The organism is Tautonia sociabilis, from assembly GCF_003977685.1.
Lineage (GTDB): Bacteria > Planctomycetota > Planctomycetia > Isosphaerales > Isosphaeraceae > Tautonia > Tautonia sociabilis.
The window spans coordinates 12542-38597 of the sequence record NZ_RYZH01000020.1 but is presented as its reverse complement, the minus strand read 5'-3'; the positions used below and the strand labels follow the sequence as shown (position 1 = coordinate 38597).

General features: G+C 70.6%; 18 protein-coding genes. 9 read left to right on the top strand and 9 right to left on the bottom strand.

The window, feature by feature from the left end; translation table 11 throughout:
• Nucleotides 1-200 precede the first annotated feature (200 nt).
• Complete coding sequence (locus tag TsocGM_RS11770; RefSeq protein ID WP_158633510.1) at nucleotides 201-1595, top strand: reverse transcriptase domain-containing protein; 1395 nt, start codon at nucleotides 201-203, stop codon at nucleotides 1593-1595.
• 285 nt (nucleotides 1596-1880) lie between these two features.
• Nucleotides 1881-3143, top strand: coding sequence for a tetratricopeptide repeat protein (locus tag TsocGM_RS11765; protein ID WP_158633509.1), 1263 nt, complete (start codon nucleotides 1881-1883; stop codon nucleotides 3141-3143).
• 76 nt (nucleotides 3144-3219) lie between these two features.
• Here the strand turns inward: TsocGM_RS11765 and TsocGM_RS11760 are convergent, their stop codons facing one another.
• Both TsocGM_RS11760 and TsocGM_RS11755 read right to left on the bottom strand, forming a co-directional pair.
• Entirely contained in the window at nucleotides 3220-3708 is a 489-nt protein-coding gene (locus tag TsocGM_RS11760; RefSeq protein WP_126725567.1) for a hypothetical protein, read from the bottom strand.
• A gap of 196 nt (nucleotides 3709-3904) precedes the next feature.
• Entirely contained in the window at nucleotides 3905-5017 is a 1113-nt protein-coding gene (locus tag TsocGM_RS11755; protein ID WP_126725566.1) for a DUF1559 domain-containing protein, read from the bottom strand.
• 745 nt (nucleotides 5018-5762) lie between these two features.
• Here TsocGM_RS11755 and TsocGM_RS11750 point away from each other — a divergent pair.
• From TsocGM_RS11750 to TsocGM_RS11740, 3 genes are all read left to right on the top strand, one after another.
• Nucleotides 5763-7124, top strand: a complete 1362-nt coding sequence (locus tag TsocGM_RS11750; RefSeq protein ID WP_233578772.1) for a DUF1501 domain-containing protein — start codon at nucleotides 5763-5765, stop codon at nucleotides 7122-7124.
• 92 nt (nucleotides 7125-7216) lie between these two features.
• A complete protein-coding gene (locus TsocGM_RS11745; protein ID WP_126725564.1) occupies nucleotides 7217-10168 on the top strand; it encodes a PSD1 and planctomycete cytochrome C domain-containing protein in 2952 nt (983 codons plus the stop codon).
• Nucleotides 10169-10215: 47 nt separating this feature from the next.
• Nucleotides 10216-11655 (top strand): DUF1501 domain-containing protein, encoded by a 1440-nt coding sequence (locus tag TsocGM_RS11740; protein ID WP_126725563.1) that lies wholly within the window; start codon nucleotides 10216-10218, stop codon nucleotides 11653-11655.
• A gap of 18 nt (nucleotides 11656-11673) precedes the next feature.
• Here the strand turns inward: TsocGM_RS11740 and cheB are convergent, their stop codons facing one another.
• The 7 genes from cheB to TsocGM_RS11705 are packed head-to-tail and all read right to left on the bottom strand — an operon-like array spanning nucleotide 11674 to nucleotide 21056.
• On the bottom strand, nucleotides 11674-12717 hold the full coding sequence (cheB, locus tag TsocGM_RS11735) for a chemotaxis-specific protein-glutamate methyltransferase CheB (RefSeq protein WP_126725562.1): 1044 nt from the start codon (nucleotides 12715-12717) through the stop codon (nucleotides 11674-11676).
• A complete protein-coding gene (locus TsocGM_RS27630; RefSeq protein ID WP_261341639.1) occupies nucleotides 12714-15122 on the bottom strand; it encodes a hybrid sensor histidine kinase/response regulator in 2409 nt (802 codons plus the stop codon). Before TsocGM_RS27630 ends, cheB begins: the two co-directional genes overlap by 4 nt.
• On the bottom strand, nucleotides 15119-15727 hold the full coding sequence (locus TsocGM_RS11725) for a chemotaxis protein CheW (RefSeq protein WP_126725561.1): 609 nt from the start codon (nucleotides 15725-15727) through the stop codon (nucleotides 15119-15121). Before TsocGM_RS11725 ends, TsocGM_RS27630 begins: the two co-directional genes overlap by 4 nt.
• A complete protein-coding gene (locus TsocGM_RS11720) occupies nucleotides 15724-17013 on the bottom strand; it encodes a CheR family methyltransferase (protein WP_126725560.1) in 1290 nt (429 codons plus the stop codon). The genes TsocGM_RS11725 and TsocGM_RS11720 overlap by 4 nt, the downstream gene beginning before the upstream one ends.
• Nucleotides 17010-17477 carry a chemotaxis protein CheW gene (locus tag TsocGM_RS11715; RefSeq protein WP_126725559.1) on the bottom strand — a complete coding sequence of 156 codons (468 nt, stop codon included), beginning with the start codon at nucleotides 17475-17477 and terminating at the stop codon, nucleotides 17010-17012. The genes TsocGM_RS11720 and TsocGM_RS11715 overlap by 4 nt, the downstream gene beginning before the upstream one ends.
• A complete protein-coding gene (locus TsocGM_RS11710; protein WP_126725558.1) occupies nucleotides 17465-19666 on the bottom strand; it encodes a methyl-accepting chemotaxis protein in 2202 nt (733 codons plus the stop codon). The genes TsocGM_RS11715 and TsocGM_RS11710 overlap by 13 nt, the downstream gene beginning before the upstream one ends.
• Before the next feature lie 22 nt (nucleotides 19667-19688).
• The gene (locus TsocGM_RS11705; RefSeq protein ID WP_199756763.1) at nucleotides 19689-21056 is read right to left on the bottom strand and encodes an urea ABC transporter substrate-binding protein; all 1368 of its coding nucleotides are present in this window, start codon (nucleotides 21054-21056) and stop codon (nucleotides 19689-19691) included.
• Nucleotides 21057-21325: 269 nt separating this feature from the next.
• Between TsocGM_RS11705 and TsocGM_RS11700 the strand changes: the two genes are divergently transcribed.
• Genes TsocGM_RS11700 through TsocGM_RS11685 form a run of 4 tightly spaced genes read left to right on the top strand, consistent with a single transcriptional unit; the run spans nucleotide 21326 to nucleotide 26050 of the window.
• Complete coding sequence (locus TsocGM_RS11700) at nucleotides 21326-22000, top strand: TetR/AcrR family transcriptional regulator (protein WP_126725556.1); 675 nt, start codon at nucleotides 21326-21328, stop codon at nucleotides 21998-22000.
• Complete coding sequence (hlyD, locus tag TsocGM_RS11695) at nucleotides 21997-23178, top strand: secretion protein HlyD (protein WP_199756762.1); 1182 nt, start codon at nucleotides 21997-21999, stop codon at nucleotides 23176-23178. The genes TsocGM_RS11700 and hlyD overlap by 4 nt, the downstream gene beginning before the upstream one ends.
• On the top strand, nucleotides 23178-24905 hold the full coding sequence (locus tag TsocGM_RS11690; RefSeq protein ID WP_126725555.1) for an ATP-binding cassette domain-containing protein: 1728 nt from the start codon (nucleotides 23178-23180) through the stop codon (nucleotides 24903-24905). The genes hlyD and TsocGM_RS11690 overlap by 1 nt, the downstream gene beginning before the upstream one ends.
• On the top strand, nucleotides 24902-26050 hold the full coding sequence (locus tag TsocGM_RS11685; protein WP_126725554.1) for an ABC transporter permease: 1149 nt from the start codon (nucleotides 24902-24904) through the stop codon (nucleotides 26048-26050). Before TsocGM_RS11690 ends, TsocGM_RS11685 begins: the two co-directional genes overlap by 4 nt.
• Nucleotides 26051-26056 lie beyond the last annotated feature (6 nt).

Here is a 26056-nt window from a genome sequence, read left to right as displayed (position 1 = left end):
CCGCCCGCCGTCTGCGGCCGGGGGACCGACCACGGCCGCAGCTGGGTCGGTTGCTCCGCAACCCGCGGCCGGCGGTCGGTCCCCCGGCCGCTCCAGTTGGCCGGTCGCGTCCGAAGGTCGTTCGTAGCGGGACCGCTGCCTCCTCCCGGTCGCTGGCCGATCCGAGCCTCTTCCCCCTGCCCCGCGGGAGCCCCCTTCCCATGAACCAGGACGAGAAGGCCCGGCTCTACCGACGGGTGAGGCACCTCGCCAGCGACTCCGTCGTGCTCCGACGGATGCAGACCCTCGGGTTCTGGCCGAAGGGGGAGGGGCTCCCCCCCGACCCTCCCGAGGAGGCCGCCGAGCGCGCCCGGATCGAGGCGGAACTGGCGGACCTTCGCCAGAAGTTCGCGAAGGTGTCGGATCCCGAAGCCGCGCTGGCCGAGGAGCGCCGTCGCCGATGGGAGGCGAGCAAGGCCCGCCGGCTGGAGGCGAAGCGCCGCCGGGCCGAGGAGCAGCGGAATCGCCGGGCCGGATGGGACCAGACGCGATCCGCCACGGTCGTCCACGCCGGCATCGGCGTCAGCGCCGGCCTCCAGGGCCGCCAGAGCGATTCGGAGGCCCTCCGCCGCCGCGGGCTCCCCATCCTGCACCAGGCCGAGGATTTGGCCGACCGGATTGGCATCGAGCTGAAGGCCCTGCGCTGGCTCACCTACCATCGCCGCGGCGCGACGGTCGTCCATTACCGCCGCTACGAGATCGCCAAGAAGTCCGGAGGCGTCCGGTGCATCTCGGCCCCGAAGCCGGCGCTGGCCTGGGCTCAACGCTGGATTCTCGACGAGATTCTGAGGAGGCTGGAGCCCGAGCCTCAGGCGCACGGCTTCGTCTCGGGACGGTCGATCGTCTCGAACGCCGAGCCGCACTCCGGGAAGGCCGTGGTCATCAATCTCGATGTGAAGGAGTTCTTCCCGACCATCACCTTCCGGCGCGTGAAGGGACTCTTCGGATCACTCGGCTACGGGGAGCACATCGCCACGGTCCTCGCCCTGCTCTGCACCGAGCCCCCCCGGGTGGCGGCCACGCTCGACGGCAAGACCTACCACGTCGCCCTCGGCGACCGGGTCCTGCCCCAGGGGGCCTGTACCAGCCCGGCTCTCACCAATGCGATCTGCCGGAGCCTCGACCGCCGGCTCGACGGTTTGGCCCGTCGGCACGGATTCACCTACACGAGGTATGCAGACGACCTCACGTTTTCGGGAAACCGGACGGCCGCCTCGGGGAGGCTGCTCCGCAGCGTCCGTATCATCCTTGTCGACGAGGGGCTGATCGAGCACCCAACCAAGACCCGAGTTATGCGCCGAGGCGGCCGGCAGGAAGTCACCGGCCTGACCGTCAACGATCGCCCCGCCGTCTCCCGGGAGGAGCTGCGAACCCTCCGCGCGATCCTGCACAGCGCGTCCCGGTTCGGGCTCGACAGCCAGAACCGGGACGGGCACCCCGACTTCGCCTCCCACCTCCGCGGCCGGGTCGAATTCGCGTGCATGGTCGACCCCTCCCGGACCCCTGCCCTCCGGGAGGCGCTTGACCGGGCGCTCCGAGGTCCCTCGGGCTCCTGATCGGGCTCGAGGAGTCCTCCGGCTCGTCGCGACTCCGGTCGCGCCGGGACGACGGGTCCTCTCCCGCTCTCGTAGGCCGATTCCCCCGCCTCGAATACAATCAGGAGAGGAACCTCGGTGTTCCTTGCTCGGTCTCGAGGGAACTCGCTGCCTGAGGACCTGTCTCGGATCGGGCCGCCTAGTTCTAGTTGTCGAGGAGCGACTCGTTCGGGAGCCCTGCCGATGAGCCATGACGCGCAGTCGACCGAGACGACCGGCCGCGGTCGCCCTCGGCGATGGTCCGCGATGATCGCGGTATCCGCCGTTCTTCTCTCGGCCGCCGCCTGGCTCGTCTCCCGGTCGGGCCGTTTGGAGGCCGACCGGAGGGTCGAGGAGGTGGTCGGGGCGATCGCTGCGGGGAGGATCGACGAGGCGGATCGACTCGTCCAGGATTGGCTCGGCCAGGCCCCGGACGATCCGGAGGCGTTGGCCTGGGCCTCCCGGGTGGCCCTCGCCGCCGACCGTCCCCTCGAGGCCGCCGACTTCGCCCGACGCGCCCAGCAGCGGGGGCTGGACCGCTCCGAGCTGCGGGACGTCGAGGGGATCGCGCTGGTGCGAGCGGGGAAGCCGGCCGAGGCCGAGCCCCTGCTCCGCGCCCATCTCGCCGAGAGCGACCGCCCCGAGCCGATGGCCGCCCAGGCGTTGGCCGAGGCCGGTCTGGCGACCTTCCGCCTCGGAACCGCCCGGGATGCCCTCGCCCGATGGCGGCGCGATGCCCCCAACGACCCCCGCCCCTGGATGCTCGAAGCCGAGGTCGCCGAGCGGGTCGGCGACCCCCCCGAGACGATTGCCGGGCACTACCGGGAGGCCCTACGACGCGACCCCGAGCGGGATGAGGCCCGGTCCCGGCTGGCCGACGCCCTCCGCCTCGCTGGCCGGCACGACGAGGCGGCCAGGGAGTACCGGAAGTATCTCGACCGGAATCCCGACGATGCCGATGCTCTCGCCTCCGCCGGGCTCAACGAGCTGGCTCGAGGGCGGGTCGACGAGGCGGAACGCCTGCTCACCGGGGCGCTGGAACGGGCTCCCAACGATTTGGATGCCCTCAAGGGCATCGCCCGACTGCTGCAGCAGACCGGCCGGATCGAGGAGGCCCTGTCCCGGTTCGAGCAGGCCGCCGAGGTCGAGCCGGGCGACGCGGAGATCGCCTATCAGCGTTCCCTGCTGCTGGCCCGGCTGGGACGTCGGGAGGAGGCCGAACGGATGCGGAAGCGGTCGGAGGAACTCCGGGCCGAGGCCGACGAGATCGCCCGAATCCGGGACGAACTGGTCCGCGACCCGAACAAGGTCGACCTCCAGTACGAGGCCGCCCGGTGGCTCATCGAGCACGGACACGTCGAGGAAGGGCTTCGCTGGGCCGAGAAGGCGCTGCAGGCCCTCCCTGGCCACCGCCCGACCTGCCTGCTGCTGGCCGAACACTACGAGGCGGCTGGTCAGGCCGACCTGGCCAGCTATTACCGATGGCAGGCCGACCCGCCCGACGACGAGTCAGCCCCGGCCTCTCGATGAAGCGGCGCCCACCTGGGGCGGCGATCAGGCCCGCCGGAGGATCGCCCGGATGGGAGGGCCTGGGCGGGCTGATCGGTCAGTCGGTCAGGTCGAAATCGACGTTGCGGTTCGAACCTTCCTTGACCGTGTAGGTCAAGCCTGAGGTGTCGGGGAGGCTGTACTTCGACGGTACGAGATCCTTCGCCTCGGCATATGCCTTGGCGATGTCGTCCTGCTTGGGAGAACCGCCTTCGACACCAGCCAGCGCTTTTTCGAGATCGACGTCTTGGGCGATGATGGCGACCTTGTAGTTCCCTGGCAGCGCGCCGTCGCCGTCGACGGCGGTTGTCAGGTAGTAGGAGCCGTCGGTGATCACGCCCGACGCCGCGCGGCCGTTGTTCAGATCCTCGGGGGTGAACTGGATCGTCCCGGTCTTCACCGGTTCGCCCTTGTAGGTGACGGTCCCGGAGACCGGGTAGCGCTTGGGCAGGCCTGTGCCGTCGCCGCAGCCGGCGGCGAGCAAGAGAATCGCGGCGAAGGAGGAACTCAGGGGGATCAGCCGTCGCAATGCGGTCGGAACTTGCACGGTAATCTCGCTCCGGATGCAGAAGGGCAGAGGGCCGGCCCGGGGGAGCGCGTGCTGCCCTGGGCCGGCCCCCCGGATGGTCCACGAACGCGACCCCCGAGACGGCCTCGCCTGCCGAGGGTCGAGGGATGCGGCCGGCCCGGGGCGACTCGTGGCGAGCCGCGGCGGCCCCGGGCCGGGAAGGACGGCGTGCCGATCAATACTGATCGGCGGAGACCACCTCTCCCCCCTTGCGGCTGCCCAGCGCGCAATAGGTGACGAGGTTGATGCTCTCCTTGAGGAACTTCACCGAGCCGTCGGCGAACAGGAAGTTGGCGCCGCCGGGGTGCTGGCTCTTGGCCCCCTTGCTCGCGTAGCTGAACCGGCACTGCCAGTCGGCGCTGCCGAAGGTCCGGCCGTCGGTGCAGGTGACCCGTTCGGTCTTCCAGTTGATCGGCACGGTGGTGCCGAAGGTGCTGCCGTTGTTCATGTAGAAGTTGCTGTCGGCCGTCTGGTAGGGCAGCACCTCACCGACGATGATCGTGTTGCTTGTGCCGTCCCGGACGCTGGCCATGTCGACCTTGCCGATGCCTCGGATCCGGTAGGCGAAGAAGCCGCGGAGCTGACCGCCGGAGCCGGTGATCGTTTCGTTGAAGTACGTGCCCCAGAACCCGGCGTGGCCGATGCGGGGGACGCCGGGGGCCAGGGTAGTGCCGACCGGCGTTTCCCAGGGCCCGCCGGTGCCGGTCAGGGCGCCGATGCAGTAGTTGTCGCCGAAGCTGCCGGCGTAATTGCTCACCGGGACGACCGTGGCCGGAGAGCCGGTGGCCGGATTGATCGGTCCATTGCCGTTGGGATACTGGCCGGATGGGACATTGGCGTCACGCAGGCCGCCGTTGTTCTCGCCGTCGGAGGGGCACAGCCAGGTGCTATTGACCGTCACCCAGGCGGTGTACCACGCGCCGGCGCCAACGCCGTTGTTGCTTCCGTGAACGTCGAAGTTGAGCGCGTTGTAGACGTTGCCGCCCTCCATCTGGGGAAGGATCAACGCCCGCCAGCACAGCGTGCTCATCGTGGAGCTGCCGGCCCAGATGCTCCCCTTCGATTCGTCGGCGATCGCCCCGGGAGGGAACGAGCCGGTCTGGTCGTGATAATTGTGCAACGCGATGCCGATCTGCTTCAGGTTATTCGTGCACTGGGCCCGCCGCGCCGCCTCCCGGGCACTCTGGACCGCCGGCAGCAGCAGGGCGATGAGGACGCCGATGATCGCAATGACCACCAGAAGCTCGATCAGCGTGAACCCGCGTTGAGAGAAATGTCTGGCTTTCATTCGAACGATAACTCCTGCGCAGAATGCGCTGCGGATACGGCGGCCAACCCGTCTCCGGTGGCACCGTAACCTCGAGAGACTCGAACGGAATTGAGCGAATGGGAACGGCGAAATCCAACCCGGCTCGAACGTACCGGGTAAACCCGGCTTTCAGGAATTGAAAGTCCGAGATTGGGGAGTTCCTTGCAGGGATAGACCGAAACAAGAACGTCAGGTCCTCATCGACCCGAGAAACCCCTTATGTAACTTAAGTGAAGACCGAATCGCCGGTCAAGCAGCATTGGCTTTGCCGGGGAATTTTTCTCGTTTTCTTCGCAACCGACCTCGAAATGTGCTCCCCAGGAATCAAACCGGGCCCGCCGTCCGCGAAGCTGCTCCCGGCAAGGGGAAGCTCCGACGAGCAACCCCGAGAGAACCATCCCGAATCGAAGGCTCGAATCCCGCCGATGCAATTCCCGTTGCCGGGATTCTCGGGCCGGTCGCCGCTCGGGTCCGAGGGCGAAGACCAGGTGTCTGGCCGCCGCCCCCCCGCCCGGTCCTTCGGGGATCGCCCTGGACTCGGACGGCCGATCCGGCACGACGGGGCGAAGTTCCCGGACCGTCACGAGACGGAGCCAGAGGGAAGCGTGACTTCGACACAATTGTTGTTAAACTCTCCAGCGGCCAGGATCGACCAAGACCAGTCGGAAGGCGGGAGGGCGCGGTGCTGTCGATCAGCGGTCCGGCGGGACGATCCTGCGACGGCATGTCGCGGCGGGGGTTCCTCCGCATCGGGGGGCTGGCCCTCGGCGGGATGTCGTTGCCCCGGATCCTTGAGGCGCAGGATCGTTCGGGCGTCGGCTCGTCCGAGAAGGCGGTCATCATGGTGCTGCTGCCGGGCGGGCCGCCGCACCTGGACATGTTCGACCTGAAGCCCGAGGCTCCGGCCGAGATCCGCGGCGAGTTCTCCCCCATTGCGACGAGCGTCTCGGGCATCGCGATTGGCGAACTGATGCCCCGGCTGGCGGCGTCGATGGAGAAATACGCCGTCGTCCGCACCCTCGTCGGCGGCCGGGACGACCACAACCTGCACCAGTGCCTGACCGGTTGGGAGAGCCACCCGCAGCAGGGCGATTCGAGGGTCATCCCCGGCTTCCCCGACGGCGGCTGGCCGTCCCTCGGCTCCGTGCTCTCGGCCCTGCGAGGCCCGACCGACCCGGCCGTTCCCCCCTTCATCAGCCTCGCCCCACCGGCGGCGGAGTCGACCACCCGGGCCTCCCTGAACCAGCCCGGCTACCTCGGCGCCGCCCATGCCGGGTTCGAGCCGCTCAAACGAGAGGCAGACGAGGCCTCCCTGCCGGGCGTCGATCTGACCCGTCTGGCCGACCGTCGCGCCCTGCTCGCGAGCCTGGATCGCTTCCGGACGGGCGTCGACCGTGCCCGGGCGGTGTCCTCGTTCGACTCCTACACGACCCAGGCCTTTGATCTGCTCACCTCCAGCAAGGTCGCCGAGGCGCTTGACCTTTCCCGGGAAGACCCGAAGGTCCGAGATCGCTACGGGGTCCGCATCGGGGTTGAGCCCGAGCTGGGCGGGCCGAAGCTGCTGGAGGGCTTTCTCATGGCCCGCCGCCTGATGGAGGCGGGGGTTCGCTGCGTGACGCTGGCCTTCAGCGCCTGGCCGCTGGAACGCGAGAGCCGGGGAGGCTTCAACTGGGACTGGCACTTCGACAACTTCCGGAAGGCCCGCACCGCCCTGCCGATGCTTGACCTCGGCCTGACCGCCCTGGTCGACGACCTGGAGGCCCGGGGCCGGCTCGACGACGTGTCGATCGTCGTCTGGGGCGAATTCGGCCGCTCCCCCCGGATCAACAAGGACGCGGGCCGCGACCACTGGCCCCACGTCGGCTCCTGCCTGCTGGCCGGCGGCGGACTGAAGACCGGCCAGGTCATCGGCCGGACCGACCGCCTCGGCGAGCGCCCCGTCGAGCGGCCGGTCCACTTCCGGGAGGTCTTCGCGACCCTCTACCACACCCTCGGCATCGACGCCGAGCACACGTTCCTCCACGACCGAGCCGGCCGCCCCCTCGCCCTCGTCGACGGCCGGGCCCCGATCGCCGAGCTGATCTGACCCCCCGGCCTTCTCGAAGCCCTCGCATTGCTTCGATCCGACACATTCGAACGCGGCGTTCCCGATCCGGCCGACATCGCCCCGGGGTATCCATGACCACTCCTCTCGCCGTGCTCGCCTGCTCGCTCCTCGGGCTGCCGCCCATCCTCGCCCTCCCCTCCGGCGACGGCGCGACGCCCCTCCGGTTCGAGTCCGAGATTTTGCCGATCCTCCAGGCCCGCTGCGTGCGCTGTCACGGCGGCGAGGCCACGAAGGCCGGACTCGACCTTTCCTCGATCGAGTCCCTGCTCGCCGGTGGTGAGGCGGGCGAGCCGGGCTTCGTCGCCGGAGACCCGGACGCGAGCCTGCTGGTCGACGTGATCGAGTCTGGCCTGATGCCCCCCGATCCGGAGGGGCCGCTCCCGGAGGAGGAAGCCGGGCGGATCCGGGCGTGGATCTCGAGCGTGACCGAGGCCGACCTGGACCTCATGCCGGGAGACGGCGGCGACACCGAGCGTGACCGCCTCACGCTCCAGGTCTTCGATTTCTTCGACTTCAAGTGCGTCGACTGTCACGGTCGGCACGGCGCCGAGGGAGGTCTCGACCTCAGGACCGCGGCCTCCGCCCTCGCCGGGGGCGATTCGGGGCCGGTCCTCCTGCTCGACGACCCGGAAGCCAGCCCGCTGATCCGCCGCCTGGTCGCCGATGAGATGCCTCCGCGCCAGGGACGCTTCGACCTGTCGATCAAGCCGGTGACGGAGGCCGAGATCGACCTGCTCCGTTCCTGGATCGCCGCCGGGGCGCCGGAATTCCCCTCCCGGGAGGTCCTGGCCGACGACGGCTCGGACGTCTCCGAGTCCGACCGCTCCTGGTGGGCCTTTCGCACTCCCGAACGCCCGGAGGTGCCCCCGGTGGCCCATCGCGATCAGGTAGACCGCCCGATCGACGCGTTCCTGCTGGCCCGGCTCGAGGAGAGCGGGCTGGCGTTCTCCCCCGAGGCCGACCGCCGGACCCTGATCCGGCGCGTCAGCTTCGACCTGACCGGGCTGCCTCCCTCGCCGGAGGAGATCGACGCGTTCCTGGCCGACGATCGGCCCGATGCCTACGAACGGGTGGTCGATCGCCTGCTCAGCTCCCCTCACTACGGCGAGCGCTGGGCCCAACCCTGGCTCGACGCCGCGGGGTTCGTCGAGTCGGAGGGGGGAGACGGCAACGACCCGATCCGATCGGAATACTACCGCTACCGTGACTACGTCGTGCGATCGATCAACGACGACACGCCCTTCGATCGTTTCCTCGTGGAGCAGCTCGCCGGCGACGAGCTGGACGACTGGCTCGCCGCCCCCGAGCTGTCCGACGAGGGGGCCGACGCGCTGGTCGCCACCGGATTCCTCCGCACCGTGGTCGACCCGACCGATCGGCCGGTGCACAACTTTCACCCCGACCGCCAGCAGGTGCTCGCCGACACGGTGGCCGTCGTCGGCTCGAGTGTCATGGGGCTGACGATCGGCTGCGCCCGCTGCCACAGCCACAAATACGACCCGATCTCCCAGGCCGATTACGCCCGGCTCTCCGCGATCTTCTCCCCCGCTTACTCCCCGCAAGACTGGCTCAAGCCCCGGGAACGGCTCATCCCGCTCGCCTCCCGGGCCGAGCGCCAGGCCGCCGAGGAGCACAACGCCGAGGTCGACGCCCGGATCGCCCCCGTCCGGGACCGCTCGAAGGCCCGATTCGAGGAGGCGAAGTCCCTCCTGCTCGATCGCCGCCTCGACGCCGTCCCGGAGGGGATCCGGGCCGACGTGAAGGCCGCGCTGCTGCTCGACGCCGAGGAACGCGACCCGGCGCAGACCGTGCTTGCCGAGAAGTACGCCGAGCTGGGGAATGTTTCGGAGGCGGATCTCGACGAGGCCTTCCCGGACTACAAGGAGGATTCGGAGCGCCTCCAGGCCGAGATCGAGGCCCTGGAGGCCGAGAAGATCGTTCTGCCCACCGCCCGGGCCCTGATTGACGCCGGGGCGGAGGCCCCGCCGTTCTATCTCCAAATCCGGGGAGACGCGTACCGACGGGGGGGAGAGGCCCCCCCCGACGTTCCCTCGGTCCTGAAGGCCGCGGCCGGTGACTTCGAGGTCCAGGAACCCTGGCCCGGCGCCGAGACGACCGGCCGTCGGCTGGCCTTCGCCCGATGGCTGACCCGGCCGGAGCACCCGCTGACCTCCCGGGTCTTCGTCAACCGGGTCTGGCAGCAGCTCTTCGGCCGGGGCATCGTGGCGACCGTCGACAACTTCGGCCGCACCGGCTCGCCGCCGAGCCACCCGGAACTGCTCGACTGGCTGGCTGTCGAGTTCGTCCGAGACGGCTGGTCGCTCAAGCGTCTCCACCGGCTGCTCGTCACGTCCCGAGCCTATCGGCAATCCTCCGCCGTCCGGACCGAGGCCCGAGCCGTCGATCCCGACAACGTCCTCCTCTGGCGGATGCCGATGCGACGGCTCCAGGCCGAGTGGATCCGGGATGCCACCCTGGCCGCCTCCGGGACGCTGAACCCTCGAATGTTCGGGCCGTCCTCGCCTGTGGTCGCCGACGATGACGGCGTCGTCCAAGAAGCTCCCGGCTTCGAGCACGCCCGGCGCAGCCTTTACGTCCTGCACCGCCGGTCGCAGCCGGCAACGCTCCTCGAACTCTTCGACGCGCCGAGGATGGCCCCGAATTGCCTGGAGCGGCGGACCTCGATCGTCGCCCCCCAGGCGCTGCTGCTGCTCAACGGCGGATGGATCCGGGACCAGGCCGCCGCCCTCGCCGACGCCGTTTCGCTCGACGCCGGGCCCGAGCCGGCCCTCCGGATCGAGCGGGCCTACCTCCGAGTGCTCGGCCGGCCGCCGAGGCCGGCTGAGTCGGCCCGAGCCGCCGAGTTCCTCCAGGAGCAGGCCCTTCTCTATCGGGACGACGCCCCCCCCTGCTCCGCCCCCCCCGAGTCCGAAGCCAGCACCGAGTCCGAGGCCGACCGCCTCGCCCTGGTCGACTTCTGCCACGTCCTGCTCAACGCTCCCGCGTTTCATTACCTCGACTGATCCCCCGTCCCCTCCTCCCGAAGACCTCCTCCGAGGGACCGACCGCCATGCCCGCTCCCGACTCGATCCACGTTCCCAGCCGTCGCGACTGGTTCCGGCAGATGGGCCGGGGGATCGGCGCCTCGGCCCTGGCGTCGCTGCTGGCCGACGAGTTCTCCCCTCGCCGGGCCCGAGGCGCCGACGGGATCGGAGACGCCCTCGGCCTCTCCCCCAGGCCCCCGCACCACCCCCCCCGGGCGAAGTCGATCATCCAGTTGTTCATGCCGGGGGGCCCCAGCTCGATCGACCTGTTCGACCCCAAGCCGTTGGTGGCCCGGTATGAGGGGAAGCCGTATCCGGGGGTGGTCGACACGCTCGTCCCCTCCAACGCCGGCAACCTGATGCCAAGTCCCTTCCGGTTCTCCCGGCACGGCGAGTCGGGCATCGAGGTTAGCGAGTTGATGCCCCATCTGGCGACCTGCGCCGATTTGCTCACCGTCGTCCGCTCGATGAAGACCGAGCACCTGAACCACGAGCCGGCCATCTGGATGTTCAACACCGGCCGGATCACCCCCGGCCACCCGAGCATGGGCTCCTGGTTCGTCTACGGCCTGGGAACCGAGAACCAGGACCTCCCGGCCTACGTCGCGCTGGACGACCCGGCGGGCATGCCCATCGACGGCATCCGCAACTGGTCGGCCGGCTGGCTCCCCCCCATCTACCAGGGAACCCGCATCCGATCCGAGGGGGCCCCGCTACCGAACCTCTCCCCCGCCTTCGGCGGCCCCGAGGCCGCGGGCCGCAACCGGCTTCGCCTGCTGGCCGAGATGGCCGAGGAGCACCGCCTGGCCCGCCCCGGCGAGGCGGAGCTGGACGCCCGGCTCGCCAGCTACGAGCTGGCCGCCCGGATGCAGCTCTCGGCCACCGCCGCGCTCGACATCGAATCCGAGCCCGAGGAAACCCGGCGCCTCTACGGCCTCGACGACGAGGTCACCGCCTCCTACGGCCGGCGCTGCCTGATGGCCCGGCGGCTGGTCGAGCGCGGCGTCCGGTTCGTTCAGATCTTCATGGAAGGGGCCGTCTGGGACCACCACGGCCAGATCAACGCCGGCCTCCGCAAGGAGTGCGCCCGGGTCGATCGCCCCACCGCCGGCCTGCTGCTCGACCTTCACCGCCGCGGCCTGCTCGAGGACGCCGTCGTCCTCTGGGGAGGAGAATTCGGCCGCCTGCCGATCTCCGAGAACGCCGACGGCCGCGACCACAACCCGCTCGGCTTCACCATCTGGATGGCCGGCGGCGGGTTGAAACCAGGGCACATCCACGGCGCGACCGACGAGTTCGGTTACAAGGCCGTCGAAGGCCAGGTCACCGTCCCCGACCTGCACGCCACCTTGCTCCACCTGCTCGGGCTCGACCATTCCCGCCTGACCTACCCGGTCCACGGCCTGGACGAGGGGCTCATCAGCACCCTCTACGAGGCCCGAGTGGTCGAGGAGATCCTGGCCTGAATCGGGCTTGGGCTCGGATCAGCCCCGGCGAGCCGCCCATCGGACCAGCGCCTCCGCGATCTGATCGGGCGGCAGCACCGCGTCGGCCGCCCCCAGTTCCGCGGCCGCTCGGGGCATGCCGAAGACGGCGCAACTCTCCCGGTCCTGCGCGATCGTCAGCCAGCCCGAGCGCCGTAGCGTGAGCAGGCCGCTCGCACCATCGCTCCCCATGCCGGTGAGGATCACCGCCGCGTCCGGCCGCATCCAGTTCTGGGCGACGCTTTCGAAGAACACGTCGACGCTCGGCCGGTAGGGGGCCGCCACGGGCTCGCGCACATGGTCAAGGTGCCCTCCCCTTCGGAGCACCATGTGGTCGTTTGTGCACGAGAGCGTGACGGTCCCCGGCTCGGGCACCATCCTCGGCTCGCTCGTGCGCACCGGCACGCTTGAGTGCTCTCCCAGCCACCGAGCCAGCCCGGGGGCGAAGTCGCGGTCGATGTGCTGGGCGACCACGACCGCCGCCGGCCAGCCCTCTGGCAGTGCCGAGAGCAGCTCGGCCAGCGCCTTCGGGCCCCCCGTCGAGGCGCCGATCACCACGAGGGGTTGCGGCCTCGGATGCGCCGGGAACTCGCCCGAGGTGCTCGAATAGGGAGTTGGCCCCGCGGCGGTCGCCGGTCCCTCGACGATCGCTCCCGAGAGCGCGGCGACCTGCCGGATCTTCCGCAGCAACTCCTCGCCCCCCTCCGTAACGCCGCCGGCGCCCAGAGTGGGCGTGTTCACCGCGTCGAGCGCGCCGAAGGCCATCGCCTCGTACACCTTGTCGATGTGCCCGGTCACGGTGGCGGTCACGACGAGGATCGGGCACGGCCGGTCCGCCATGATCCTGCGGGTCGCCTCCACTCCGTCGACCCGGGGCATGATCAGGTCCATCAGGATCAGGTCGGGGGGGTCGGCCTGGGCCTTCGCGGCGCCCTGCTCGCCGTCGGCGGCGGTCCAGGCCAGGCTCAGCGCCGGGTCCGACCGCACGACACGCCGTAGCGCCTCGGTGGCGATCGCCGAGTCGTTGATGATCGCGATCCTCACGGGCGGCCCGCCTCGCCGATTAGGTCGACAACAGTGGAAATGAACAGATCGTCGTGAAAGCTGCTCTTCGTCAGGTACCCGTCAGCCCCCGCTTCCAGGCCCCGCATCCGGTCCTCGGGCCGGTCCTTGTACGAGACGATGACCACCGGCAGGCCCCGCAGCCGGTCGTCCTCCCGGATGCGGCGAACCAGGCCGATGCCGTCGAGGCGGGGCATGTCCACGTCGGTGACGACCAGATCATAGCGGCCCTGCCGCAGCGCGTTCCAGCCGTCCAGCCCGTCGACGGCCGTGTCGACGTCATATCCCCGGTTGGCCAGCAGTTGTCGCTCCAGCTCGCGCACGGTGATCGAATCGTCGACCACCAGCACCCGCTTGGCCTTGGCCGCCGGGGCCTCCCCGGCCGTCTTCCCCGAGGCGCCGAGCCGGAACCGGAACCCGTGCAGCCTCGCGTCGACCGATCGGACCAGGTCCTCCACGTCGACAATCAGCACCGGCCAGCTGTCGTCGAGCACCGACGCCCCGCTCAGGTCCGGCACCTTTCCCAGCCTCGGATCGAGCGGCCTGACGTCCAGGTCGCGCTCCCCCATCAGCTCATCAACGATCAGCCCGAATCGCTGCCCCCGGTCGGCGATCACCAGCACCGGCAGCCGATCGCGACACAGCGGCCCCCCCCCGGCGTTCCCCAGTCCGAGCGCCTCCGCCGCCGGCAGCACGCCAATGGGCTGATCGTCGTCCAGCCGAAGGAACGGCCGGCCCTCCAGCTCCTCGAACGACTCGGGGCCGACCACCGCCACGCGGTCGAGCCGGCTGAGCGGGAATGCGTACGGCTCTCCGTCGATTCTCACCAGCAGCGCCCGCACGACCGAAAGCGTGATCGGCAATCGAATGTGGAACTGCGTCCCCGCCCCCAGGGTCGAGGTCGTTTGCATCTGCCCCCCGACCGATTGCACGGTGCTCTGCACCACGTCGAGCCCGACCCCGCGGCCCGACAGCTCGGTCACCTCCCCCTTGGTCGAGAAGCCGGGGAGGAAGAGGAACTCGAACAGCTCCCCGTCGGACAGCCGCTCGGCCATCGCCGGCGCCGCCAGGCCGCGCTCGACCACCTTGGCACGCAGACGTTCCGGGTCGATTCCCCGGCCGTCGTCCGAGACGGTCAACTGGAGCATCCCCGCGTGGTGCCGGGCCTCCAGCCGGATCGTCCCCTCGGCGGGCTTGCCGGCGGCGAGCCGCTCCTCGGGAGGTTCGATCGCGTGATCCAGCGCGTTGCGGATCAGGTGATTGAGCGGCGCCTCGAGGCGGTCGAGGATGTCGCGGTCCACCCCGGTGCGCTCCCCCACCACCTCGAACCGCACCCGCTTGCCGAGCTGATGGGCCACGTCGCGCACCAGCCGAGGAAAGCCCCGCACCCCCTCGGACAGCGGTCGCATCCGGCTGCCGATGACCTCGAAATGCAGGCGCTCGGCCAGCTCCTCGTTTCTCCTGGCGAACGCCTCCAGCGCCTCGACCGCTCGATCCAGCCCCGCCAGGCACCGATCGGCCCCGTCCCGCGCATGGGCGATCGCCTCCCGCCGGGTCAGCGCCTCGGCCGACTCGGCGGTCCGGCCGTCAGCCGTCTCGGCCTCTCGACGCTCGATTGCGCGGATCTCCTCGCCGAGCCTCACCTGCTGCGCTCGCACCTCCAGCAACGCATCGACCAGCGGCCGAAGCTGCCGGACCTCCACCAGCGACTCCCCCGCCAGCCCCAGCAGCCGAGACAGGCTCTCCGCGGCCACCCTCACGACGCCCCCCGCCGAGGCCGACGGCGCCGGCGCCGCCTCCCGGGCCGGCTCCTCCGTCGGCTTCACCGGGGCCGGAGGAGGAGACTCGGGCTCGGCAGCCGGTTCGGAGGGTGACGCCCCTGCCCCTTCCCCCAGCTCCGGGGAAACCGTCCCCGGCTCGGCCGAGGATGGATCCGCCGACTCCGGCTCGGAGTCCGTCCCGGTTTCCGATCCGGTGGGAGGACCGTCCAGGATGGCCCGGATCGCGCCGACCAACGCCTCGACCCGATCCGAGCTCCCTCGGTTCCACTCCTCGACGTCGGCCTCGGCGATCTGGGCGGACTCCGAGAGCAGGTCGACGCCGGCGAGCATCGTGTCGACCGCTCGCTTGCCCAGCGTGACTTCCCCGCGGCCGGCGGCGACGAGCGCGTCTTCCAGCGCGTGCGCCACCCGCTCGGCGGCGCCGAGCCCGACGATTCGGGCCGCCCCCTTGATCGAGTGCGCCGCCCGCATCAGCGGCTCGACCGTCCCGCTCGACGCTCCCCGCTCCAGCGCCAGCAGCCCCTCGGACAGCACGCCGACGTACCCCTCGGCCTCCTGCCGGTACAGCTCCATCAGCGAGAAATCGCCGAGGTCGTCGTCGCTCATTGATCGAGCCGCTCCAGTTCGAGGAGGACGCGGCGGTCGTCCAGAACCCCGACCGTCCGGTCCCTCCACCGGAAGGTCGCCCGGCAGTGCGGCCCGGTTCGCTCCAGCGTGGCGGGGATGCCCCGCATCAGGTCGTCGTCGATCAGGTGGACCCCCGCCACCTCGTCCGCCTCGAAGGCGATCCAGCCGGCCCCGCGTACCGACTCGACCACCACAATCCGAGCCCTCCCCTCCCCGTCCCCGGGCCCCGCGCTCGGATCGATCGAGAGCAAGCTCCCGAGTTCGACACAGGGGATCAAGCGCCCCCGGATGTCGACGATCCCCCGCAACAGCCCCCCGCTCCGGTGCGGGACACGGTGCACCGGCCTCGGCTCGGCCACCACCACCAGCGACGAGGTCGACAGCGCCAGCCACTCCGGGCCGACCCGGAAGATCAGCAGCGGGCGGGACTCGCCTCCGGCCTCGCGATCCGGTCGGGAGAGCACCTCGACCCAATCGTCGAGATACCCCTCGGGCGCGGGCCGATCGAAGAGGAGGCGGGCCTGCTCGGCAAGCCGGCCGTCATCGCCGGAGTCGGCCGGGGGATGCGGATCTCGGGCGCTCATGCGATCTCCTCCCCAGCTCGGAACCGGGCCGCCCGCCGTCGGTAGTTCTCGGCGGCGGTGCGGTCGCCGCGCAACTCAGCCAGCGCCGCCAGGGCGAGCAACGCCTCGACGCACCTCGGGTCGAGGAACCCGGCCCGGCGGAACGACGCCTCGGCCTCGTCGAGCCGCCCGATCGCCTGGGCGATCGACCCCAGGAGCACGTGGGCCGCCGCGTCGTTGGGCCGCTGCCGGACCAGCCTCCCCGCCCGCTCCAGCGCCGGCCCCCACTCGCGACGGTTGGCCAGCGTGGTGATCTCCGACTCCGATTCCGGCTCGATTCCCTCCGGCACTGGCCGGACAGGCGAGGAAGAGGGGCCCAGCCCCGGGGCCGAGTCGCCCGGGGACGCCGGGGATCGCGGCGGATTCCCGCCGATCGGCTTCGAGTCGAGTCGCCGCCCGGCCGCCGGGATCGGACGAATCGCCGAGACCAGAGCCCCCTCGAGTCGTCTCCGGAAGGCGAACGCTCCCGGCCTCCCGGCCGGCTCGAACCGGGACGGGTCCACCAGGAGCGGCTCCGCGTGCCCCACCACGAGCCATCCCCCCGGGGCCACGAGCCGGCCGATCGCCCCCATCGCCGCCCGCTTCGCCTCGGGGGTCAGGTAGATCAGCAGGTTCCGGCAGAAGACGACGTCGTAGGGCGGCCGGTCGGCAATCGCCGGATCGAGGATGTTCCCGCGTTCCCATCGGATCGACTCTCGGAGAGGAGGGACGATGGCGAAGCCGTCTCCATCCGGCTCGAAGTGGCGGCGGAGGAACGAGTGATCCCCTCCCCGGAACGACACCGGGCGGTAGACTCCTCGCCGGGCCCGCTCGAGCTGCCGGGCGCTGACGTCGACCGCGTCAATCTGGAACCGATCGGCCGGCACTCCCGCGTCACACAGCGTGATGGCGATCGAGTACGGTTCCTCCCCGCCGGCGCAGGGCAGGCTGAGGATCCGCAGCGGCTCGACCCCCGTCCGAGATCGGAACGGGCCGGCGACCGCTTCCGAGAGGAACACGAAGGGCAGGCGGTCCCGGAAGAACCAGCTCTCGGGCACCACCACGAGCTCGACCAGCGCCTCCCGCTCGTCGGGCGATCGCCCGACGAGTTCCGCGTACTCCGAGCCGTCACCGATCCCCGCCTCGGCCATGCGGTCGGCAACTGCCTGTCGGATTGACCCCGGGCCAATCGCCGACGGGTCGAGGCCGATCTCCGCGCTCAGCGCCCTGATGGCGGCGTCGATCGCCTGCGGGGAGGCCGGGTTCATGGGGATGCCCCCGGCACCGAGGCCGACTCGGTTGCGACCGCCTCGGCGAGCAGGCGGTCGGGGCGGATCAGCTGCACCAGCCGACCGTCGATCCGGACGAACGGGCCGAGGTAGCCCACCCGCTGCAACGGCAGCTCGTCGATGACCGTTCCCCCCGCGTCGGCCCTCGTCAGGTCGCGCACCTGCTCGGCGATCAGCCCGACCCGGGCCGGCAACCCGGGGCCCGGCTCGCGGGCCGAGAGGATCGCGATCCGGGTGCTCAGCCGATCCGGCGTCGGCGGGCCCCCCAGGAGAACCGCCAGGTCGACCACGGGGATCGCCTCCCCTCGGTAGTCGAGCAGCCCCGCCAGGTGCTCCGCCGCATGCGGCAAGCCGCGCAGCGGGACTCTCGGCACCACCTGCTCCACGTCGGCCGCGGGCACCCCGTAGCGGTCGCCGCCCGCCTCGAACCTCAGGATGAGCATGGCATTCTTCCTCGATCGGGCGGGACGACGGACTCTCCGGAAATCACGAGGGGGGGGCCGCCGATGCCGTTGTCCTGCCGCCGGTCGGCCGCCGGCTCCCCATCCTCCTCGATCCGGAAGAAGGAGATGTCTTGCCGAAGCGACGAGACGGCCTCGCGCAGCCGCTCGGTCGCGTCGTTGAACTCCCGGATCGAGGCGGCCGATCGGCTGGCGCCCTCGCTCAGATGGACCATCGCCTCGCGGATCTGGTCGGCGCCCAGGGCCTGGGCGCGCATCCCCTCGGTCACCTGCTCGAACCTGGGGGTCAGGTCGCCGACGGCGTCGATGATCTGGCCCAGCCGCTCGGCCAGGTGGTTGACCTCCTCGACCCCCTGGCGGACCTGCTCATGGAACTTGTCCATCTCCATCACGCCGGAGGAGACGGACTGGTGCATCTCCTTGACCATGCGGTCGATATCCAGCGTGGCCACGGCCGTCTGGTCGGCCAGGCGACGGATCTCTCGGGCGACGACGAGGAAGCCTCGGCCGTACTCGCCGGCCTTCTCGGCCTCGATGGCCGCGTTGATCGACAGCAGGTTGGTCTGGTCGGCCACCTTGGTGATGGTTGTCACCACCAGGTTGATCGCGTTGGCCCGCTCGCTGATAACGGAGAGTCGGGAGCTGATCGAGCCGGTCGACTCGGCCAGGGTCCGCATCGAGCGTTCCATGTCGATCAGCGCCTCGCGCCCCTCCCCGGCCATGCGGGCGGTTTCCGAGGCGACCTGGTTGACGTTGTTCATCGTCCCCAGCAGCTCCTGGCTGGTGGCCGAGATCTGCTTGACCGCGGCGGCGGCCTCGTTGGTGGAGGCGCCGTAGTCTTGCACCGTGCGCTCCTGCTGCCGGCTGGCGGCGGTGATCGCCGTGGCGGTGCCCGTGAGCTGCACGCTGGAGCTCTTGATCTGTCCGATCAGCCGGCGGAGGTATTCCGTCATCGTCCGGAACGAGCCGAGCAACTGGCCGGTTTCGCCGTCGGCCTCCAGCTCGACCCGGCCGGTGAGATCCCCGTCGGCGATCCGCTGCGCGACCTCGGCGGCCACTCGGATCGGGCGGGCGATGCTCCGGGCCACCAGCAGCGCCGCCAGCACCACGCCCACCACCGTCAGGCTGAGCATCAGCGCCATCGCGGTCCGCTGCTGGCCGATCAGGGCGAACGCCTCGTCCACGTCCTGCTTGACGACCAGGCCCCACTGGTACGAGGGCAGGTAGCCCCAGGAGGCCAGCACCGGCTCTCCCCGGTAGTCGATGGTCTCGCCGTAGCCCCGACGCGCCATCACCGCCTCCTGCAGCGGCCGGGCGACGTCCGAGCCCAGTTCAACCCGCTTGCTCACCGTGGCTTCCTGCCCCGAGGGCAGGATCACCGTCGCCGAATCGGCGTCCTGCCGCCTGGCATGCCGGAGCGGAGACACGATCGTGATCGCCCCGCTCCCGCCCTCCCCTTCGTCGAGCCCGCCGACAATCACCTCCCCTGTTTGGCCGAGCCCCGTGGAATTGCTCAGGGTCCGGAAGACCTCCCGGTTGTCAAGCTGCAGCGCCAGCACGCCCACCAGGGCGTTGTCCCGATCGAGGATCGGAGTGCCCACGAAGGCCAGAAGCTGCGGCGACCCCTCATATCTCCCGAATCGCGACAGGTCGCTCATCAGCAGCGTCCGGCAGTTCTCGAACAGCGCCGCCAGCGGCGAATCGGCGAGCGGCCCCGAGACGATCGAGGCCCCCGGGTCGACCGCTCCGCCCAGCCGAAGCAGCGTCTCGCCCGTCGGAGCGAACAGCAGCAGGCCCGGGAACCCCAGCGTCTCGGTCCGGAACTCCATCGCCTCGCTCGCGGCGGCGGCCTCGGCCCGGAACTCCTCGGAGTCGGCTCCCGCCCTCGCCGCGGCCTGGCCCAGCGCCTGGGCCGCCTGGACGAAGACCGGCGCATGGGCCAGCGCCGTCGTCAGCCGGAGCCGGTCCCGGGCGAAGTCCTCCAGCTCGGCACTCCGGCTCGCCTGAATCACCCGGAGGTTTTGCCGGGCGGTGCTCTCCAGCGACCGCGACGAGATGCCCGAGAGCACCGCGGTCAAGGCGCCGCAAGGGACCAGCGCGATCAGCAGGAACCAGGCGGTGAGCCGCCAGGCGATCGTTCGGGGCAGCAGGGAGAAGCCTCGGCTGGCCATCGTCGTCGGTCCCGGTGTCGAATCAAAGTTGGTCGGCCTCGGCCCCCTCGGCGGAAGGCGTCGCCAGACCCGCGTCGGCCCCCTCGCGATCGGCCTCGGCCCGGACGAACTCGATCGATCGGCCCGGGTTCGACCAGCGCCCGCCCCATGACCGACCCAGGTCGTCGACCAACCGCTCCCACTCCGCCTGGGAGCGGAAGAGCGGGAAGGGGATCGGCCGGATCGGCCGGCCGGAGGTCCAGACCACGTCGAACTGTCCGTCCGGCCTCGCCCGGCCGATCCGGACCACCTTCCATGCGTGCTGCGTCTCTGGGTCGATCGAGACGATCCCCTCCGGAGCGTCCAGGCTCTGCCGCTGCATTTCCCGGCGCACCTCCCGGGGATGCTCGTTGCCCGCCTCGGCCACGGCGCGGGCCCAGAGCGCCACGCCGCAATAGGCGGCCTCCATCGGGTCTCCCAGGCTGCGATCCGGGCCGTACCTCGCTCGGAAGGCCGAGAGGAAGGCGCGGTTGCTTGGCCGGTCCAGGCTCTCGAAGTAGTTCCAGGCGGCGTAATGCCCCGCCATCGACTTCGGAAGGCCCAGTTGCCGCAGCTCCGGCTCGCCGACGCTGAAGGAGATCGTCGGGATCGGATCCCCCGGGCCGGCCGCCTGGGACAGGGCCTCGAAGAATGGGGCGTTCGTTTCGCCGTTGATCGTGTTCAGGATCGCCGCCGGCTTCGCCGCGACGATCCGGGCCACCACCTCCGACACGTCCGACTCCCCCAGCGGCAGGTACGCCTCCCCCGCGATCTCCCCCCCCAGCGCTTCCACCTGGTCGCGGATGATCGTGTTCGCCACTCGGGGGAAGATGTAATCCGAGCCCACCAGATAGAACGAACGGCCCAGATGCTCCATCGCCCAGGCCACCGCCGGGATGATCTGCTGGTTCGGCGCCGCCCCCAGGTAGACGATATTCGGAGACTCCTCGCACCCCTCATACTGCACCGGATAGATCAGCAGATGGTCCCGCTGCTCCACCACCGGCCGGACCGCCTTGCGGCTGGCCGAAGTCCAGCAGCCGAACAGCACGCTCACCCCCTCGTCGTCGATCAGCCGGGCCGCCTCCCTCGCGAAGGTCGTCTCGTCGGACGCCCCGTCGGCGATCACCCAGCGCACCTCGCGCCCGAGGATGCCGCCGCCCTGGTTAATCTCCTCCAGCGCCAGCACGGTGGCGTCGATCACCCCCCGCTCGCTGACGGCCATCGGCCCGGTCCGAGAATGCAAGATCCCGACCACGATCGGCCCCCCCCCGACCCGAGCCGAGGCCGCCGACCAACCCCACCACACCAGCCCCCCCAGCACCGCCAGGAGCCCCACCCCCACCGCGATCCGAGCCCAGAACCATTTCATTGTCGCATCGCCCATCCCCGGCCAAGAGCCCTCGCGAATTTGCCCAGCTTATCCGGGGCGGCTCGTCCCGGACAACCGCACGCCCATCACCCGGGTCCCGATCCTCCCGATCGATCACCGCTTCCCCCTTCTCTCCTAAGATAGCCCGCAATCTCTCCCTCCGCCCCGCACTCCCACCGATTCCCCGGAGCCCGCCTCGTCGGGCTTGATTGCCGGCTCGACCACGCTACGATTTAATAACTAACCCGTCAGTTACTTGGGAGGTTGACGTGGGAACGACCGAGACGACCGGGGTAGAGCGTCGCTGGTCGCGCCGCAAGGAAGCCAGGCCGGCGGAGATTGTGGCGGCGGCGCTGGAGTGCTTCGCCGAGCGGGGCTTTGCCGGCACGACGCTGGACACGGTGGCGGCCCGGGCGGGAGTGACCAAGGGGACGCTCTACCTCTACTTCCCCAACAAGGAGGAGCTCTTCAAGGCGGTCGTCCGCGAGTCGCTGCTCCCGCACCTGGAAGGGGTGCTTGGGGAACTCTCGGCGGTGCCGGACGATCCGGCGGAGCGCATCCGACGACTGTTCGGGTTCTTCGCCGATCGGATGCTCGACTCGCCGTTGTCGGTCATCCCGAAGCTGATTGTGGCCGAGGCCGGCAACTTCCCCGAGATCGCCCGGTTCTACCTCGCCGAGGTCGTTTCCCGGGGCCGGGGGTTCCTCGCCGGAGCCATCCGCCAGGGGATCGAGCGCGGCCAGTTCCGGCCGATCGATCCCGAGCAAGCCGCCTACGTGCTGCTGTCTCCCATGCTGCTGGCCGTCCTCTGGCAGCGCTCGCTGGGGCCGTTCGACGACCGCCCCTTTGACGGCAAGGCCCTGATCCGGACTCATCTCGACGTCTTCTTCCGGGGGATCGCCCTGGAGCCCCAGCCTCCCGATCGGGAACCGAGGCCCTCATGAACGCTCCCGGCTCCGATGGCCACGAACAGGCCCTGGGCGTCGCCATGCTCGACCCTCCCCGAGTCGACCGGCCCGATGCCGCTCCCTCCCGAGAGGCTCCTTGCCCCTCGCCGACCCCTTCCCCGTCCCGGCGACGAGGCCCGCCGCGCCGGGTGATCCTGGCTGTCATCGCCCTCGCGGCCCTCGGCGGCGGTTCGGCCTGGTTCGCGGGGCTGATCGACGTGGACGACCTGCGATCCCGGCTCCCCTGGCACGAGTCGGGGACGCCGGGGGCCTTGGTCCTGTTCGGCAACGTCGACATCCGACAGGTGGACCTCGGCTTCAAGGTTGAGGGCCGGATTGCCTCACTCGCCGTCGACGAGGGGGACGCCGTCTCGGCCGGAGACGTGCTCGCGACGCTCGACCGCCGCTACTTCGAGGACGAGCTGCGGCTCGCCGTCGCCCGCCGGGACGCCCAGGCGGCCGCGCTGGAGCGGCTGGAGCATGGCTCCCGCCCCGAGGAGATCGCGCAGGCCCGAGCCCTGGTCGACCAGCGCCTCGCCGAGGCCGAGCTCGCCAAGGCCGAGGTCCGCCGCACCGCCAGCCTGATGGAGCGGAGCATGAGCTCTCGCCAGGACTACGACCGCGACCGAGCCGCCGCCCGGGTCGCCGACGCCCAGCTCGAATCCGCCCGCCAGGCCCTGCTCCTGGCTGAGATCGGCCCTCGGATCGAGGACATCGAGGCCGCCCGAGCCGAGCTCGAGGCCGCCGAGGCCGAGGTCGTCCGCGCCCGTCGCCGACTGGCCGACGCCGAGCTGCTCGCCCCCGGCTCCGGCGTCGTCCTCACCCGGGCCCGGGAGGTCGGGGCGATCGTGCAGCCGGGAGAGACCGTTTTCACCGTCACCCTCTCCCGCCCGGTCTGGGTCCGGACCTACGTCGCCGAGCCCGACCTTGGCCTCGTCCGCCCCGGCATGGCCGTCGAGGTCCGCACCGACACCGCCCCGGACGCCCCTTACACCGGCCGGGTCGGCTTCATCTCCCCGACCGCCGAGTTCACCCCCAAGGCGGTCGAGACCCCCGAGCTGCGCACCCGGCTCGTCTACCGCGTCCGCATCGTCGTCGACGACCCCGACGGCGGGCTCCGCCAGGGGATGCCCGTGACCGTCACGATCCCCCTCCCGGAAGGCGAGGAGACGTGATGAACGCCGGGCCGCTCGTCGTCGCCCGGGGGCTATCCAAGCGGTTCCCCGACGGCACCCTCGCTCTCGATGGGCTGGACTTCGACGTCCTCCCCGGCCGGGTCACCGGCCTCGTCGGCCCCGACGGGGCCGGCAAGACCACCCTGATGCGCCTGATCGCCGGCCTGCTCCTCCCCTCGGAGGGCTCGGTCCGTTCCTGCGGCTTCGACACCGCCTCCGACCTGCCCGAGATCCGAGCCGCCGTGAGCTACATGCCCCAGCGCTTCGGGCTCTACGAGGATCTCACCGTCGCCGAGAACCTCGCTCTCTACGCCGACCTCCGGGGCGTTGTTGGCGACGAGCGAACCGCGACCACCCAACGCCTGCTCGACTTCACCGGCCTCGGTCCCTTCACCTCCCGGCTGGCCGGCAAGCTCTCCGGAGGCATGAAGCAGAAGCTCGGGCTTGCCTGCGCTCTGATACGAACCCCAAGGCTTCTGCTGCTGGACGAGCCGAGCGTCGGCGTCGATCCGATCTCTCGTCGAGAGCTGTGGCGGCTCGTCTACCAGCTGGTCGATCGCGGCATCGCTGTGGTCTGGAGCACCGCCTACCTCGACGAGGCCGAGCGCTGCACCTCGGTCCTCACCCTGGACCGTGGCCGCCTCCTCTACGATGGCCCCCCGGAGGAGCTGACCGCCCGGGCCATCGGCCGCACCGTCCTCGTCCGGGGCGCCGATCGCAAGCGACGTGTTCTCGCCGCCGCTCTCCGCCTCCCCGAGGTGGTCGATGGTGTCATCCAGGGACGGGCGGTTCGGCTGGTCGTCCGGGACGGCGCCCGGCCCCCATCCCCTCCGGATCTCGGCGCTCCCGACGCCGAGGTCATCCCCACTTCCCCCCGCTTCGAGGACGCCTTCGTCGACCTCCTCGGTGGCGGACCGAAGGGGGAGTCTCCCCTCTCCGGTGGCAACCGCCCGGCGATTCCCGGTGCCGACGCGGTCGTCGAGGCCGTCGGCCTGACCAAGCGGTTCGGCTCCTTCACCGCCGCCCGGGACATCACCTTCCGCATCGGCCGAGGTGAAATCTTCGGTCTGCTCGGCCCCAACGGCGCCGGCAAGTCGACCACCTTCAAAATGCTCTGCGGCCTGCTCGTACCGACCGAGGGGACCGCCCGGGTCGCCGGGGCCGACCTCTACCGCTCCGGAGGCCAGGCCCGAGCCCGGCTCGGCTACATGGCCCAGAAGTTCTCCCTGTACGGCGACCTGAGCGCTCGCCAGAACCTCGAGTTCTTCTCCGGCGTCTACGGCCTCTCCGGCCGCCGCCGCCGAGAGGCGATCGATCGCCTGGTCGGCGCCTTCGAGCTGGAGCCCTTCCTGAAGGTCGACGCCGGCCGGCTCCCGCTGGGCTTCAAGCAGCGGCTTGCCCTGGCCTGCGCCGTGTTGCACGACCCTCCGGTCCTGTTCCTCGACGAGCCCACGAGCGGGGTCGACCCGCTCACCCGACGCGAGTTCTGGTCGCACATCAACGCCATGGTCGAGCGCGGCGTCACGGTCCTGGTCACCACGCACTTCCTTGATGAAGCCGAGTATTGCGATCGCATCGCTTTGGTCGACAAGGGCCGCGTCATTGCCAACGGCTCCCCCGACGACCTGAAGGACGCCGCCCGCTCCGATTCCCTGCCCGAGCCCACGCTTGAGGATGCGTTCATCGGGCTCGTTGAGGCGGCCGACGCCCGGGAGCAGGCCGCATGACCCCCCGCCAGGCGACTCGGGCTCGGCGCCTCTGGGCCCTGGTTCGCAAGGAGTCGCTCCAGATTCTCCGGGACCCGAGCGCCTTTCTCATCGCCGGGGTCTTGCCGCTGCTGCTGTTGCTGATCTTCGGCTTCGGCGTCTCGCTCGACCTGAAGGAGGTGCGGATCGCCGTCGTCGTCGAACGGATGACCCCCGAGGCGGCCAGCCTGCTCGACTCCTACCGCGATTCCCGGTTCTTCCGGGTTCGAGTCGCCCGCCACCGCGCCGAGGTGGAGGATGAACTCGTCGCCGGCCGGCTCTCCGGCATCGTCGTCATCCCCGACGACTTCTCCGCCCGACTCGCCCGGGGAGCCCGGGCGCCGATCCAGGTCCTCGTCGACGGCAGCGACCCGAACACCGCCGGCCTCGCCCAGGGCTACATCAACGGCGTCTGGCAGAACTGGCTCCTCCAGGAGACCGCCTCGAGGTCCGCCCTGGTCTCCCGTCCCGTCGCCGGACCTCGCATCACGATCGAGCCCCGATCCTGGTTCAACCCCAGCCTCGACAGCCGAGATTCCCTCCTCCCCGGCGCCGTGGCGATCAACCTGACCCTCATCGGCACCCTGCTCACCGCCCTGGTCGTCGCCCGAGAGTGGGAGCGAGGCACGATGGAGGCCCTGCTGGCCACCCCGGCCTCCCGGGGGGAGATCCTGCTGGGGAAGATCATCCCCTACTTCGCCCTCGGCATGCTTGCGATGGCCGTCTCCACAGCCTCGGCGGTCTGGGCGTTCGGCGTGCCGTTCCGAGGCTCGATCGCGGCCCTGGTCGCCGTGTCTTCCGCCTTCCTGGGCACGATGCTCACCCTGGGGCTGCTCATCTCGACGAAGGCGAGGAACCAGTTCGTCGCTTGCCAGGCCGCCCTGATCGTGGGCTTCCTGCCGGCGTTCGAGCTGTCCGGCTTCATCTTCGAGATCGGCAGCATGCCGGCGCCGATCCAACTGCTCACCCGGATCCTGCCTCCTCGGTATTTCGTCTCCTCGTTGCAGACGATCTTCCTGGCCGGCGACGTGCCCTCGGTGCTCGTCCCCAACGGCCTGATCCTCTGTGCGTTCGCTTCTGTCCTGTTCGCGATGCTTGTCCGATCCACGCCCACGAGGCTGGAGTAGCCTGTC